Source organism: Mucilaginibacter sp. P4_A11, assembly GCF_056402535.1.
Window position 1 is genome coordinate 108,558 of the sequence record NZ_JBFUHE010000014.1, and the last position, 16,621, is coordinate 125,178.

The following is a 16,621-nucleotide window of genomic DNA, read 5'->3' on the forward strand; positions in this document are numbered from 1 at the left end:
TGATCCGATTTATATTTACCAGCCCGGATTTTGCGTCCAGCCTGTTTTTGAAATTTCGGCCTGCGGTATGGGATACCATTCCATTTTGGCAGTAAATACCCTGTCTTCCAGCTTTTTTACAGTATAAACACCGGCACTGGTAATATCAATGCGGTTTACCGGTTTGCTGAAATAGCTCACACCTTTTTTCCACCTGCGTACGTCCCACAAACGGTTATTTTCAAAGCTCAGCTCAACATTGCGCTCGTGCTCAATTGCGGTTTGGTTTAATTGTGCTGCTGTAAGAGCCGGCATTTGCACACGCGCCCTTACTCTGTTTATTGCCTGCAAAGCACTCATTCCATATCCCTGCGGATCAGCATCAGGCCCATAAGCGTTAAACATAGCCTCAGCATAGCTCAGCAAAACATCGGCATACCTAAAATATACCCAGGCGTGATTGGTAGTTGTATTATTGATCAGATCGACAGACTGGTTAACCCATTTCGACAGGTAGTAACCTGTTTTAGTTGCGTTTTGCTTAGGCAAACCACTATTACCGCCAAAATAGGTTTGAATGGCAGTTGATTTGAACGATGCACCATTATAAACAATCGTTGCGGCAAAGCGCGGATCACGGTTAGCATATGGGGCAGCCGCATGAGCCGGATTATTCCAGTCAAACGGAACTGAACCTGTGATAGTGCCCCCTGATTTTACAAGCACTTCGTAATCACCCACCAAATTTTCAGTCGGCGTTAAGCTGTTTCCGTTACTATTTTGAAATACAATTGGAAAGTTGTTGTACTCCATGGCGTTTATGGCACTGTAACGGCGGTAAAAGATCGGCTCGCCCGATGTGGTATTGTTTGCACCAAACAGGTTGGAATAATTGGCATCAAGCGAATAGATACCCAAAGCAATTACATCGTGTGCGGCCGATGCTGCCTGTGCCCAGGTAGTAGTTGAACCATTTGAGGTGAACAGCGGGCTTGCGCCATAAAGTAATGCCTTTGCTTTTAGAGTTTTGACAGCACCATTCGTAATGCGGCCAGCTTCATACCATGAATATGGCGAAAGGTTGGCAGGGATAATAGCAGCGGCCTTATCACACAATGAGGCAATGTATTTAATACATTCATCAACCGAGTTGCGCTGTACGTTTTTCCAGGTGTTGGGGTCTTTGTAATCCAGCGGCTGTTCAAAAATAGGCACGCCACCGTAGCGTTTCACCAACTCAAAATAAAAGTAAGCCTTTAAAAACAAGGCCTCGCCTTCCATAAACTTAACATTGTTGCGGGCGTTATAATAAGTGGTCGAATCTGTGGAGGTAATTTTATCCTTGATGTAATTGATATCAACCTTATCCTTGTTTTTAAGGTAAAGATTTGCCTGGCGGATGCCTTCAAAATTACGGGCCCAAACATCATTGGGGTTATTGTACTGATTCCAGGTACCGTAATTGAAAGCTTGCACACGTTCAACCGAATTGGTAGCTTCCGCTTCGTCGGTAGCAGCATCAAGGTCAAGATCTCCAAAACCATCAGGCAGAAAACTGTATGTGGTCCACATCTGTTGCTGTACATAGGTATAGTTTGAGTACAGCTTATCGGTGGTAATGTCGGCCTTAATGGTTTGTACCTCCAGGTAATCATGCTTACATGATGAGTAAAGCAGCGTACCCAGGGCCAGCATTGTTATGATATATCGATTTCTTTTCATTTCCTTGTAAATCAAATTTTAATACTACAATTTCACTTTCATACCAAATGTTACTGCTTTTACTAAAGGATAGCCCATGGAAAGGCGCTCGGCTTCAAGCCCTTCTATTTTATCCCAGGTAAACAAGTTGGTGCCATTCACAAAAACCCTGATGGCGTCAAGCTTCTTTAAAAAACCACGTTGCGGTAATGTATAGCCTAACTCAACACTGCGTAATTTCAGGAAGTTACCGTTGCGCATCCAAAAATCAGATTGCTGATCGTTATTTGGATTCGACAGTGTTGATAACCGTGGCGAGGTAGCTGTTGCAGCGTTTTGAGGCGTCCAGCTATTTGCCGAAAACTCAGAGATATTATTATTGAATACAAATGGGTGGGTATAGGTATAAGCAGAATTAAGCAAGCTTACGGTACGGTGTAATACGCCCTGCAGGTAAGCATCAAAATCAAAACCGGCATATTTAAAACCAAGGTTAAAGCCCATGGTAATTTCAGGCAATATTGAATATTTCATTGGCACCTTATCATAATCATTGATGATGCCATTACCGTCCTGATCTTTAAATTTCAGGTCGCCGGGTTTTACGTTGGTGTATGATGAGGTAACAACACCCGATTTTAAATTGCCGTTGGCATCAAAATCCGACTGCTGGTAAAAACCTGTATACACGAGGCCTTTCATTTGGCCAATAGGATAACCCTGGGTATACAAATAGTTATATGGCTGCGGATCTTCTGAGCGCTTAACTATTTTGTTACGGGCGTATGCAATTGAACCACCTACATAATATTTGAATTTGTTATCATTTTGCTCATATTTCAATGATGCTTCCAAACCTTTGTTATGTACTTCACCGGTGTTGGCATATTGCAGGAGAAAGCCTGTATAATCGGGTACACTTGCTGTTGGCACCTCAAGAATACCTGTACGTTTTTCGGTAAACACATCTAAAGTACCGGAAAGATTTTTCCATAAGGTGAAGTCTAAACCAATGTTAAGGGTTGTCTTTTTCTCCCATGAAAAATCAAGATTAGCAAACGGCCCTTCAACTAAACCGGTGTGAAGCGTATTACCGGTGCCGGTGATCCAACCGGGTAAAGTTGTTAAAGCAAACTGTTGATAAAGGAAACGATAAGCTTCATTGATATTACCAACAGTACCGTATGATGCACGAACCTTCAGAAAGTTAATGGTTGAGTTATCTTTCAGGAAATCTTCTTTAGATACTATCCAACCCAAGCCCAAAGCAGGGAACCAGCCGTAGCGGTGACCAGGGGCAAAATCAGCAGAGCCGTTGTACGAACCCGAAAGGTCAACGATGTACTTTTTATCATAATCGTAAGTTACATTACCTGCAATACCTTGCGTACGTACCTGGTAAACAATACCGTCGTGCGTATAACCTTGTCTGCGGCCCTGGATCATACCGGTAAAGGTTGATTTGCCAAAAGTGCGGTCATAATCAAAGCCCACCCTTACGGTTGTACGGTTCCAGTGTGCGCCCCCACCGTCACTGCTCGACTGGCTGATAGGTGTTACAGGGGTTGAGCCGTAAATTGCATTTCCCTGTGCATCCTGGCCGGTAATCTCGTATGAGTTTACCGAGAATTGTTTTTGATAGATACCTACGTACTGGTTTGCAAACGATACCTCGCCTTTCAAATCAAGACCTGGAGTTAGCTTATCCAATTTTTGCACGAAGCTAAAATTGGTTTGCAGGTTGCGGGTATGCGACTGGTAAACCCCATTTTGCTGTAAAAGCTGAATAGGGTTAAATTTATACACCGAGCTGTTGCCCCATGTACCGTTAGGGTTCTTAACAGGGAAAGCAGCCGCCGGGATTGCCATAATATTATTGAACAACTGGTCGGCGGTAAAGCCAGATGGTGTATTCCTGTCTTCAGTAATACCGCTGATGTTAGCTGTCACTACCAGGTTTTTGTTAAGCTGCAACTCGATATTTGCCCTTAAATTCAACTTGGTGTATTTGGCGTTGGTACCAAAATCTTTATCAATGATATCGGCATTTTTATACAGGCCTTCAAAGTTGGTATAGTTCATCAGCACAAAAAATTTAGCCGTGTTATTACCCCCGCGAAAGCCGAAGTTATAATCCTGGATAGCTGAATTTTTTTTCAACAGCTCATCATACCAATTCACATTTGGGTGAAAAGGATCGTTGGCCGTTTTATACAGCTCAGGATTTGCGTATTTGATGGGCAAACCGTCGTTGGTAAGTGCGTTGTTATAGTTTGTGGTATAACCGTAAGCGTCCATTACTTTCGGCAAATCGATAGGACTTAGTATGCCGTACTTGCCGTTTACAAATACTTGTGTTTTATTGAGAGCCGCGCCTTTTTTTGTACGAATGCTTAATACACCCGAGCCTCCTTCAAGTCCGTAAACTGCCAATGCAGCGGCGTCCTTTAGTAGGGTAACCGATTCAATTTCATAAGCCGAAAGACCGCTGATTGCACCCATATCAACCTGAAAACCATCAAGATATATCAACACCTGGTTACCCTGAAGATTCCAGCTGCTCACTCCTCTCATATAAAAGGTTGGGTTATCATAGCCAGGTTCGCCAGATCCGGTAACAACAGTTAAACCGGGGATGCGGCCTTGCAATGTATTAAGCAGGTTACCAGAGGTCATTCGGGTCAGATCTTCGCCTGAGAGGGTGAAAACCGCACCTGTATTACGCCATGATTTATCTATTCTTAAGCCGCCGTCAACAAAGTCTTTATATGAGCTTGCCTTTTTTATAGTGTCGGCCGGTGCCGTACCTGCGGTTTGGGCGTTAGCCGCCGAAAAACTGCAGAACGCAAACACCCAGGCCAAAAAGTTTTTATAATCTTTTTTCATTGTTTCTCACTAATTGTTAATGTTTAAAAGCCTGTTACCAACCTGGATTTTGTCCGTCCCAGCTACTGTTACCTAAATACCTTAAACTGATCTCGGTACTTGGAAAGGGAACATAATAATATTTGGCAGGGAACACCCTTGTAACAAATGGCACAGTTGTCCATGTGCGTTTTAATTGCCCGCCAACGTTCCTGGCGGTTGTTTGAATACCGTGTAATACAGTATTCAATACAGTTTTGGCTTTTAACCAGCGGTTCAGGTCGTTATAGCGATGTCCCTCGTAAGCAAACTCAATAGTTTCCTCATTTTGAACCGCGTCCCTGAACGCATCAATAGTGGCCGGGCTTTTATCAGGCATCCCGGCACGTTGCCTGATCTTGTTCAGATAAGTTGCAGCTTCGGCGCTTGGGCCCTGGTATTCATTAAGTGCTTCGGCATAACCAAGGTAAAACTCTGCCAGGCGGAATACCGGCCATGCGAAGTGGTTATCGGTCATGTTATCAACCCTTGCAACAAATTTATAGGTTTCGGTAGCGTAACCGTCCACACCGGCATCACTGCTGGCCAGGTTGCCATCAGTACTGTAGTCACCTTTTTTGTAATAGGCAAGGATACCACGCTGGCTGCTGTAATATTTGCCATCATAGGCAATGGTTTGGTAAAAACGGGGGTCGAGGTTCCAGGCTGTAACGTCGGCTGGTAAATCTGCACCGGTAGCGGGCATGGTCCATTTAGTTCCGTCACGTTTTTCGTATTGCTGAATGAACTCGATAGGCACGTTATTTTTTACACCCCATTGGGCCAAACGCAATTTTGACGACAGGTACTGCCCCCAGGCAGATCCATCGGCCCAGGCATTGGCGCCCGGAACCTGGTTTGAAGTATTCACCAGTATTAACTCCTGGTTAGCAAACACGTTCCATACCGACTCATAATCGCCTAAAGTAGCATAGGTTTCGCCGGTTGTTTCAGACTTACCCGTGTTGTATAGGGAAACACCACCGGCGGCGGCATTATCTAACACATCTTTAGCAGCTTTGGCAGCCCTGTTCCAGCGTTCTTTATCATAGCTGGCATAAGCCAATACCGTATCGCGGCTGTCATTAAACCTCGCCCCTGATACCTCACCTTTCATACCGGCAGGTGTGTTATACAACGGGCTTGCAGCATAAAGTAAGATCCTTGCTTTTAAAGCGAGCGCGGCCAGTTTGGTCACCCGGCCAAAATCGGCACTCGGACGCGTTGCCGGCAACATCGATACTGCCTGATCGCACCATTTAACCACGCTGTCAACAACTGATTGAACGGAACTGCGCGGAATGGCTATTTTCACTGTACCATCAAGCGCTTTGTTTACTATTGGCACACCACCATAATACCTAAACAATTCATAGTGCTGCATAGCGCGGCAAAACAAAGCCTGACCTTTGGTATCGGTTTTCCATGCATTATCAGCGTCGGCTACTTTATCAATATTCTTTAATACCAGGTTAGCCTGCCTGATACCTTTGTAGTGCCAGTAAAAACCCGCTCCGTTATCCTGTCCAAAGCCATAATCGCAATTGTTATCGGCACTCATGTTACCGGTAATGTATGAGCCTGTGTTAATGGTATTTGAAGCCCAGTCATAAGCCGGGTGGATAATGTATAGCTGATCAGTAAGTGCTTCGGGGCGGCAGCCATCATAAGTTTCAGGGAAATAACCCCTTACACACAACATATACATCTGGGCCACCGCATATTGAGCCTGGTTGCGGGTATCAAAAATGGTATCAACCGTTACCGCACCTCCCTTAGGCTTTTCAAGAAAAGTTTTTTTACAGCTTGTTGAAAGCATACTGCCTATGAAACAAGCCACAAGCAGTAAAATAATATTTGTTCTTTTCATCATTGCTATATTTTATGATTAAAAATTAACATTAACGCCTACGTTATAGGTGCGGGTAAGCGGATAACCGATGTAACCCAGGTTTTCCGGATCGCCCCAGATCTTGTTAGGCGACCAGGTATACAGGTTATATCCGTTGATATAAAAACGGGCAGAGCGGATCCCCACTTTTTTCAAAAGCTCGGGTTTGATCGAATAACCTATTTCCATGTTTTTCAACCGTACAAAAGCAGTGCTCTTCAAAAAGAAGGTGTTGTAGGCGGCATCCTGGTTATAAGCTGCAATAGGAAAATCGATGCGCTCGCCATGATCATAACGATCCTGGGTAAACCTGTATAAATCCACATCAAATAATGATTGCTGTTTGTTAAAGTGAAGCTCCTGCATAGCATATTTAGCCACACCTGATTGCCCTTGTAACAAGGCCGAAAAATCAAAGCCATGAAAGCTAAAGCCAAATGATACACCGTAGCTTAATGTAGGCAGGTCTGTTTTGCCTGAGCGTACGTAATCTTTTTCGTTCACGATACCGTCACCATTAACATCTTTCAGCCTAACTTCGCCCGGTTGTACCGGAGCGCCGGCGTAACCAAGATCTTTTTGGTATACAGGGTTACCTGCCGCGTTATTATATGGCTTACCATCCTTGCCAACAGCTAAAACTGGCTGTGATAATATAGGGTTGCCATTAGGGTCTGTTTTATACAATTGCGACCATGAGGTGTAAAGTCCGTCGGCCTGCAAGTATGATCCCTGGTTAATTGGCCTGCCGGTAGCTGCCTGGTATTCCAAACCAGGAGCAATGGCTTCGTCTTTAAACAGGATTTTATTGTGGTTTGTTGAGGCATTACCTTTTACCCACCAGGTAAATTTACCGGGGGCACTGGTATAGCTCAGTTCAATCTCATCGCCCCAGTTCTTTACTTCGCCAAGGTTGTATGGTGGCAGGGTTGCCTGCACTATACCCGGTACACTCCCTTTGTACGAAAGGATATTTTTGCGATGCTCGTTGTAGTGGTCGTAAACGATCGAAAGGCGATCGTTAAGCAGGTGTGTTTCCAAACCAATATTTGATTTTGTTGCCGTTTCCCAGGTTACATCAGGGTTACCCAAAACGTTTTCCCGGGCACCTTGTATCCTGTTACGATCATTAAGGGTACCAAATGTGTAACCGCCGCCAGCATTGTAGCCATTAACGTATTGCCAGGTATCGGGCAGATACAGGTAACGGGCCGATGTATTGGTGCCGGGAATATTGATACCATCATTGCCTACTTTACCCAACGATCCGCGAACCTTTAAATAAGTTATATAATCGGTTTTAGGAAAAAACGACTCATTGCTTGCAATCCACCCTAACGAGTAAGCCGGCAGAAAGCCAAACCTTTTACCCTCAGGGAAGTTTTCCGAACCATTATAACCCATATTATATTCGGCCAGGTAACGGTCGCCGTAATTATAAGCAACCCTGCCTGATATCCCTTCATATGCGTGCGGAAGGTCATACAGTAAATTCGGGTCATATTTTTTCTCGGCATTGGCCAGGATAAAAGCAAGGATATTATGTTTTTTTGCAAATACATGGTTATAATTGATAGATGCTTCACCGTATACCTTACGCCATTTGTCGGTATAAAAGTCGGTCCAGCGGGCAGGTGCTACGTCATTGGTTAACTGCACCAGGATAGGATTAAGCTTATCGCCATTGGGATTTGCCCTTAAACCGTATAACAGCGGCGTATATTTACCACCGGTACGGCTTTGGAAATAACTATCATAAGCACCACGGGCATTCACCGATAAGCCGGGTGTTATGTCGTCAAGCTTATAACTTAGTTTGATGGCCGAATTTAAAGTACTGTTAGTTGTTATGTTGTAATTGTTACTGTTGGCTATGGCATATAAAGGATTAAGCTGATCGTTTTGATTGGTGAAAGGCACCACAAACTTACCATCTATTATTCCGGGCGAACCAAGCGGTGACGACCAAAGAATCCTTTTTTCCCAGGTGTAACCGTCGTTATCCATACCCGTAATAGTTACATATTGGGTAGATACATCTACCGATACCCTGAAGTCGCTATTTACATCAAAATCAAGGTTTGAGCGCAGATTGTAACGTTTCTTTTTGAACTGCATCTCGTCAGAAAACGGCATATAATCGGTATTGAACAAACCGCCTTGTGCCAGGTAACCTAATGACACAAAGTATTTGGTCGCTTTGGTGCCGCCGGTAATGTTGGCGTTTACCTGTGTTTGAGGAGCAAACTTATTGAAGATCTGTTTTTTCCAGTCCTGATCAGGGTGGCCGTAAGGATCATAATAAGGGTTTGTTTGCCCGTTAATAGTTGGTGTATGAGCATTTTGGTAATATTTCAGGTCTTCGGGCGAATAATATATAGTAGCGTCCTTGATCCAGTTGGCATCGCGTTTGGTCACGAAATCACCCCAGGTTTTTACGTCGGCATCCCTTGAATGCTGGATCCAGTAATTTTCATAGCTCTGCTCATTTAATAGCGTAGCATATTGGTATGAGTTAACAAAATTTGGCATGCTCGAAAACTGCGAAATAGCCGTTTGGAAAGTAGCACTCACTTTTGGGGCACCTTCTTTACCACGTTTGGTGGTAATGAGGATAACACCGTTTGCGCCACGTACACCATACACTGCTGTAGCTGAAGCATCTTTCAGAATACTGATGGATTCTACTTCGTTAGGATCGATATCATTGTAGCTATCGCGGGCTATACCGTCAACCATAATTAATGGTGCGGTTTGGCCCGTATAAGTACCAACGCCACGCACATACAGCGTAGCACCGTCTTCACCAGGCTTACCGCTGGTTTGGGTTACAGTTAAGCCCGATAAGCGACCGGCCAGCGCGTTACTCAAATTGGCAACCGGCGATTGCACCAGATCTTTGGTACCAATTGAGGTAATAGCGCCGGTTACGGTTTCTTTTCGTTGTACGCCGTATGCCACAACCACAACCTCGGTAAGGTCTTGCGGAGCATCTTCAAGTGTAACGTTTATTTCCGAGCGGCCATTCAGGGGGATTTCTTTAGCTCTAAACCCCACAAAGGAGAAAACAAGGGTAGCGTTTGCCTCGGTAACGTTAATGGTATAATTACCATTTAAATCCGTTATGGCAGCGGCAGCTGAACCCTTCTGTTTAACAGTTACGCCCGGTAATGGTAAACCTTTACTATCAACAACCTTACCGCTAATTTTCTTGGGGGCATTACTCTCCGCCGCAGTTTTCCTGCGGATGAGGATGGTTTTGTTGTCGATAGTATAAGTTAACGACTGATTGCTTAAACACAGGTCCATGACCTGGTTTATGGTAGCATTAGTAAGATCAACGGTTACCGGTTTAGCCAGCTTAAGATCATCAGAATTATACAGGAAATCATAACTGGTTTGATTCCTGATCTCTTCGAAAACCTCTTTTAAAGTTGTTTGTTTAACCTTTAAAGTAACCTTCTGTGCATAAGTTGCGGCAGACACCTGTAAGAAGGTAACTGTTAGCAAAATAAGTGTTAGTTTCATAATAAGCACAGGTTTATATAGGCGCCCACAATGTTTGCCGCAAGTAAATGCAGTAAAATTTTTATACATTTGAATGTCAGTTTATTAATAAGTGGTTGTAATCGCTGCAATTAGTTTTACTATCTGGCATTGCCATAACATGGCTTAGGTCAGGGGCGGTCCGAAACGCTCCTGGCTTTATTTTTTTATGCTGATAGATAATTGGTTGGGATAATGGAGAGCGTAGATTTATTGCATAACGGTGATCCTCCTTCCTGTAATTTTAAAATGCACATTGCTTATTTGTTCAAGATTTTTCAGCAGGTCGGCTATGCTTTTTGAGCGGGTAAACGTACCACCAAAACGCTGGTTACTAAAATTGCCCTGGTATTCAATATCCGCATCATACCAGCGGGATACCTTCTTCATGATATCAACTATGTTATCATCATTAAACATGAAATAACCGTTTTTCCAGGCCATAGCTTCATTGATGTGTGCTTTTGAAACTGTAATAGCATTGGCATTGCTGCCTATCACTGCCTGTTGCCCTGGTTTTAACAAAGTCAGGCTTCCGTTTTTACTGATCTGCACCGAGCCTTCAAGCAGCGTGGTGGTCAAATCATCATCATCAGCATAGGCCGAGATATTGAAGTGCGTACCCAGAACCTTTGCCTGTACATTGTTCATCTCCACATAAAAAGGCTTGTCTTTATTTTTCGCTACCTCAAAGTAAGCCTCACCGGTAAGTTTTACAGTACGGCTGTTACCGGCAAATTCGGTTGGGTAGCTTAATGACGATGATGAGTTTAGCCATACCTGTGTACCATCGGGCAGCACTACCTGGTACTGGCCTCCCGGCGGGATAGTGAGGGTATTGTATAAAACAGCATTAACACCGGCATGAGTGGCATTTGGCAGCACATCATAAACCAGTTTGCCATCGCCAACTTTATTTACCTGGCTTTTTCCGAGGTTAGCAAGTGCACCGTTAGCTGCACTATCCAGCACGATACTTTTACCGGTTGCCAGCGTAAGTATGGCCTTATTGCTGCCCGGAACAATCCTGGCCGTGGTATTGGCAACTTCATTTTTAACAGCGCCCATTTTTTGGCGGCGCACAAAGTAAAATCCAACCGATGCAAAAATCAAAACGGCAGCTGCAATTTTCACCCAGCCTGCATATAATTTCACGATATTATTTTTACCGCTGACAGGTAGAGGAACAATGGCGTCATCCTTAAATCTTGAATCGGCCTTGATATCGGCCAATACTTTTTGCGCGCGGGTGTTATCAAACTCAGGGGCGCCTTCAAGGTTCAGCATCTCTTCGTCAACTGCGCTAAATACTTCACCGGGATTGCTGTTCAGGTAGCTGAGCAACTCCTCGCGGTCGGTATCGCTTATAGCATCGTTAAAATACTGTTCAAGTAAACTCCTGAGCCTTTCGTTATTCATGTTATTGGTTTATATACAAATTCCCCGGGAGGGGCATTTATGTATAGAACACGTAACTCAAACCATAGGACTACCTGTGTATGATTTTTTTTTTAAGAAATTGTAATTTTCTCTTTTGATGGCGCATTATTTCAACTTATAATGGCACACTCAGCGGTTAGATGATCATCTTTAGTCATACAACACTCGTTAATGCAACGCAGACCAGGCAGGATATATCGAAACCCTATAGTGTAGCACCATTCAATAGTGTTTTGGCAACTGACGCGAATGACTAAAACCGTACATACAGGCGTTCGCTTCTGTTACAATCTGTAATTCCGCTTGAAGTAATTTATTATCGGTCAATTATTTATAGGTTTGGAACAAAAATTGACTTATAAAGCCACTTGCATTCCTTCATATTTCATATCGGCGTTTATGACCTGCTTTGCCTGGCGGCTATAGTCAGCGCGCTTACGCTGGCCTTATTGTTAGTATTCGCCAGAAAGCAAGCGCCAGCTGCCGGCCTATGGTTAAGCCCGGCCCTCGTGGTTGTTGCCCTGCATTTGGCGCAGTTACCGGTAAACCTTTCATTGACATTGGGGCCCTTGCTCTATTTTTTTACACTCAAAATAGTGCGGCCAGAGCGCCCTTACAGCAAAAAGGATTGGACTCATTTCAGTGTCGTGTTAATCAGCCCGCTGGTGCCCGCCTGGTTGGTATCCGTTTCTATCCTCTTTTACCTATACCTGTCTCACCGGGCGATACAGCAATTTTACAATCGCATGCAGCCCCTATTAATGGACAGGTCACGTTTTGTGTTCCGGCGGCTGGAAACGTTTTTGTATTTGTTTGTTTTTAGCGTTTTGTTATGGTTGTTTAGCGATGCTTTCGCGGTAGCTTCCGCTGCGGTACTTGTAGTTATGGCAGCGCAGGTGATTGTAAAGCCGGGTGTTATTATTGCAACACCGCAGCCAAATCGGATTCACGACGACCTGCGTGAAAAAGGCCGATGGCTGAAACGAACGGTAAAGGATATGCGTTTATATGAAGACCCAGAACTAACCCTGCCGTCGCTGGCCACTAAACTGATTGTACCGGTACACGAATTATCGCGCATCATCAATCTGGGCCTCAAAAAAAACTTCAACGATTTTATCAATGAATTGCGGGTACAGGAAGTATCCCGGAAAATGCGTCAGCCCGCTTATGACCACCTCACCTTGCTGGGGATTGCCTACGAATCAGGTTTCAATTCCAAGACGACCTTTAACAGGGTTTTTAGAGAAGTGACCGGAAAAAGCGCCGCAGAATACAAAAGCGAGCTGAAAAAACAGCGCCCAGGTTATAATCCGGGCCTTCCGCAGCGTCTGCAGCCGGTATCATTGCGTTCAAAAATCAAACGCAATTTTATGATCAGGAATTACATCAAGACCGCCTGGCGCGGTTTGTTAAGGAATAAATCGCAAACCATTATTAATATTTCAGGGCTTGGTGTCGGCCTGGCCTGCAGCCTGTTGATCCTGTTATGGGTGCAAAATGAATACAGCGTGGACGGCTTTTTTCAGAACAGCAACCGTTTGTTCAAGGTGTATAAGATTAATTTTGACCATCATGTACCTTCTGGTTCGTATGAGCTGCCTGGCATTCTGGCCGATGAGCTGAAACGGTCATTCCCGGATATTGAATACGCCACCAATATGGCATTTGGCGAGCAGAGCGCTTTCCAGGTCGGTGAGAAGGTAGTCAAAATGAAAGGTAATTCTGCGGGCGCGGATTTCTTTAAAATGTTCAGCTACCCGCTGCTGGCCGGTTCAGCGCAGACAGCGTTGAATTCGCCTGATGCGATTGCCATTTCCAGGCACATGGCAGAAATATTTTATGACAGTCCTGAGCATGCGATTGGAAAAACGATCCATTATCAGAATCAAAAGGATTTCAAGGTAACCGCTGTTTTTGAGAACCTCCCCAAAAACGCCTCACAATCATTCGATTTTTTAACCAATTGGGCGGCCTTCCTGAACAATACCCCCTGGGCCAGAGACATGGGTAATACAGGCCCGTCGGCATATGTAATGCTCAGGCCGCAGGCAAATGCAACCGCGGTAAATGCCAAGATCGCGCATGTTTTTGACCTTTATTATCATATTAACCGCAGCACAGCAAACTGGTATGCCGATATAGCCCTGCAGCCTTATGCCCAGGCTTACCTGCACAATGATCTGGCCAGCGGCAAACCCGCAGGTGGGCGTATTGAATATGTACACCTGTTCAGCATGATCGCTGTTTTTATCTTACTGATCGCCTGTATCAACTTTATGAACCTGTCAACCGCGCGTTCGGTTAAACGGGCAAAAGAAGTAGGTGTCCGCAAAGTGGCGGGTGCGTTACGCGGTTCTTTGATAGGACAGTTCATTACTGAATCTTTGCTGATCACACTGATCGCCGTGGTCTTTGCGCTAATATTGGTATGGCTGTTGTTACCTGGGTTTAACCAGATCACACAAAAGCAGCTGGCCCTCCCATTTGGGCAGCCCAGGTTTTGGCTGACTACTGCCAGTATTACGATGATCACAGGCCTCGTCGCCGGGAGTTACCCGGCCTTCTTTTTATCAGCTTTCAAACCCATTAAAGTTTTAAAGAGCACCGTGAAACTGGAAACCGGCACCCTTTTCTTTCGGAAAGCCCTGGTCATCTTCCAGTTCGTGTTATCAGTGGTTTTGATCACCGGCACGATCATCGTTTCCAGGCAAATGAATTACCTGGCCTCCAAAGATTTGGGCTATGACCGAGGGAATGTGGTTTACCTGCCCATAGAGGGACAACTTTCGTCCAGGTACGATGTTTTCAAAAACGAATTGCTCACCCGCCCCGGCATACAAGCTGTTAGTTACGTCAGTTCAGCGCCTGTTGACATTTATGGCAGCAGCCCTGCTGTTAACTGGACCGGGCATGACAGCACGTCCAATATTATGTTTACCCGCGCTGTTATCGGTTATGATTATTTCAAAACCATGAAGCTGACTTTGCTTGCGGGACGGGAATTTTCCAAAGCCTATCCGTCTGATAGTTCGGGCTATATCCTGAATGAAACGGCGCTAAAATTAACTGGCTATAAGCAGCCAATCGGTCAGCCTTTTACCTATATGGGAAAGCGGGGCACGATTGTCGGGATAGTTAAAGATTTTCATTTTCATTCGTTACACGAGGCTATCGGGCCGATGGTGCTGGCAGCCGGTGCAAAAGATAAATGGGGTGTTGTATTGGTAAGAATCCAGCCGGGCAGGACCCAGGAGGCCTTGGCAGGTTTACAGCAATTGAGTAAGGAATTCAATCCGGCATTCCCGCCGGTTATTTATTTTATGGATGAGCAATACCAGCTACTCTATCAAAACGAACAGGTGATCAATAAGTTAGCCGACATTTTCGCCGGACTGGCGATTTTCATATCCTCCCTGGGGCTTTTAGGCCTGGCGATGTTTACAGCCGAGCAACGTGTTAAAGAGATCGGTATTCGAAAGGTGCTGGGTGCGGGTACCGGTTCCTTATTTGCGTTGCTGTCCGCTGAATTTATGACGCTCATCGGCATCGCGATCGCTATCGCCCTGCCATTGGCCTGGTTGGTGACACACGGCTGGCTGCAAGGTTTTGCCTACCGTGCGTCGCTACCCTGGTGGGTGTTTGCCCTTTCCGCGGGTGCGATCATTTTGATCGCGCTGGTAACCGTCAGCTTTCAGATCATTAAAGTGGCCCTGGTTAATCCGGTAAAAAGCTTACGGAGCGAGTAATTGTTATTTCCAGCTTGCGCGAGATGCCAAAATAAAAGCAAATAAATTTGCGCAACTCAAAAGTTGCATATATATTTGCAACCTACAGGTTGCTTAATTAATATTGCAAGATGAAACAAGACATATTTCAAGCCATAGCCGATCCAACCCGCAGGGCCATATTAACTTTACTTACTATCCAGGCATTAACCCCAAATGCTATGGCCGAAAAATTTGATATGAGCCGGCAAGCCGTATCGAAACATATTAAAGTATTACACGAATGCGAATTGATTAAACCTGAACAGGCTGGCAGGGAAATTTATTATCACTTTAATGCAAAAAAAATGCAGGAGTTTGACAACTGGTTAGCCCAATTCCGACAAAACTGGGCAACTCAATTTAACCAACTCGACCAATTATTAACAACAATTAAAACACAGAAATAATGAGCAACGATCTGCTATTTGATTTTAACGTTGATAAAACAGCGAAAACGGTATACATCACCAGGGAGTTTAGTGCCGGCCAGGCTTTGGTATGGGATGCCTTTACCAAAGCCGAACTACTTGACCAATGGGGGGCTCCTGCGCCTATGCGTGCCAAAACCAAGTACATGGATTTTAAAGTAGGCGGCCGGCGGTTTTACGCAATGATAAGCCCCGACGGGCAGGAACGTTGGTCGGTACAGGAATATACTTCCATTACCCCGAAAACCAATTTTAAGATGTACAACGCGTTTTCAGATAAAGACGAAAACCGCGAACTACCGGGTTCTGAATGGGATTACAATTTCAGCGAACAAAATGGTATCACCAAGGTTGATATTACCATTTTTAACGAATCATTTGAGCGATTAGAGAAATTGTTAGAAGGCTTCAAAATAGGCTTCACCATAACCTTAAAAAACCTGGAAGAGTTGTTGGCCTCCTTATCGCATAAATCATAAACAGAAAAAATTAACCACTTAAAAATAAAATTATGAGAACTATTAATCCCTGGATCAACTTTAATGGAAATGCCGAAGAAGCATTCACTTTTTACAAATCAGTTTTTGGCGGAGAGTTCACAAAGATCATTCGTTTCAAGGACCTGTCAGGACCTGAGTTTCAGGTGGCAGAAAGTGAAGAAAACAAAATAATGCACATTGGACTACCTATCGGCAAACACAATGTATTGATAGCTAACGACGTTCCGGAATTTATGGGACTGGTAAGCGAAAACGAAAACAGATCTAAAATATATGCGAGCACTGAAAGCCGTGACGAAGCAGACAAAATATTTAACGGATTATCAGTAGGCGGAGAAGTTGAAGGACCGATTGGCGACAGCCCGTGGGGTACATACGCCGGCATGTTCAGAGACAAATATGGTATTGAATGGATAGTGGAATTTGACCCCAAATTATAACCGAGCTGATTAAATAGTCTCA

At 44.5% G+C, this 16,621-nt stretch carries 9 protein-coding genes; 4 read left to right on the forward strand and 5 right to left on the reverse strand.

The genetic code is table 11. From position 1 onward, the window contains the following. Positions 1–15: 15 nt before the first annotated feature. The 5 genes from AC1DUD_RS23825 to AC1DUD_RS23845 all read right to left on the reverse strand — a co-directional run bounded on the left by AC1DUD_RS23825 (position 16) and on the right by AC1DUD_RS23845 (position 11,440). Positions 16–1,701 (reverse strand): RagB/SusD family nutrient uptake outer membrane protein, encoded by a 1,686-nt coding sequence (locus AC1DUD_RS23825; RefSeq protein WP_477379069.1) that lies wholly within the window; start codon positions 1,699–1,701, stop codon positions 16–18. A 24-nt stretch (positions 1,702–1,725) separates the two neighbouring features. After that, complete coding sequence (locus tag AC1DUD_RS23830; RefSeq protein WP_477379071.1) at positions 1,726–4,566, reverse strand: SusC/RagA family TonB-linked outer membrane protein; 2,841 nt, start codon at positions 4,564–4,566, stop codon at positions 1,726–1,728. A 34-nt stretch (positions 4,567–4,600) separates the two neighbouring features. Then, positions 4,601–6,457 carry a RagB/SusD family nutrient uptake outer membrane protein gene (locus AC1DUD_RS23835; protein WP_477379073.1) on the reverse strand — a complete coding sequence of 619 codons (1,857 nt, stop codon included), beginning with the start codon at positions 6,455–6,457 and terminating at the stop codon, positions 4,601–4,603. Positions 6,458–6,472: 15 nt separating this feature from the next. Further along, positions 6,473–10,003, reverse strand: coding sequence for a TonB-dependent receptor (locus tag AC1DUD_RS23840; protein ID WP_477379075.1), 3,531 nt, complete (start codon positions 10,001–10,003; stop codon positions 6,473–6,475). A 228-nt stretch (positions 10,004–10,231) separates the two neighbouring features. Further along, the gene (locus AC1DUD_RS23845) at positions 10,232–11,440 is read right to left on the reverse strand and encodes a FecR family protein (protein ID WP_477379077.1); all 1,209 of its coding nucleotides are present in this window, start codon (positions 11,438–11,440) and stop codon (positions 10,232–10,234) included. 389 nt (positions 11,441–11,829) lie between these two features. Here AC1DUD_RS23845 and AC1DUD_RS23850 point away from each other — a divergent pair, with 389 nt between their 5' ends. From AC1DUD_RS23850 to AC1DUD_RS23865, 4 genes are all read left to right on the forward strand, one after another. Beyond that, positions 11,830–15,210 (forward strand): ABC transporter permease, encoded by a 3,381-nt coding sequence (locus AC1DUD_RS23850; RefSeq protein WP_477379079.1) that lies wholly within the window; start codon positions 11,830–11,832, stop codon positions 15,208–15,210. Between the two features lie 110 nt (positions 15,211–15,320). Continuing rightward, positions 15,321–15,638 (forward strand): ArsR/SmtB family transcription factor, encoded by a 318-nt coding sequence (locus tag AC1DUD_RS23855; RefSeq protein WP_477379081.1) that lies wholly within the window; start codon positions 15,321–15,323, stop codon positions 15,636–15,638. Next, on the forward strand, positions 15,638–16,138 hold the full coding sequence (locus AC1DUD_RS23860) for an SRPBCC family protein (RefSeq protein ID WP_477379083.1): 501 nt from the start codon (positions 15,638–15,640) through the stop codon (positions 16,136–16,138). Before AC1DUD_RS23855 ends, AC1DUD_RS23860 begins: the two co-directional genes overlap by 1 nt. 32 nt (positions 16,139–16,170) lie before the next feature. Next, a complete protein-coding gene (locus AC1DUD_RS23865) occupies positions 16,171–16,599 on the forward strand; it encodes a VOC family protein (protein WP_477379085.1) in 429 nt (142 codons plus the stop codon). Positions 16,600–16,621: the final 22 nt, after the last annotated feature.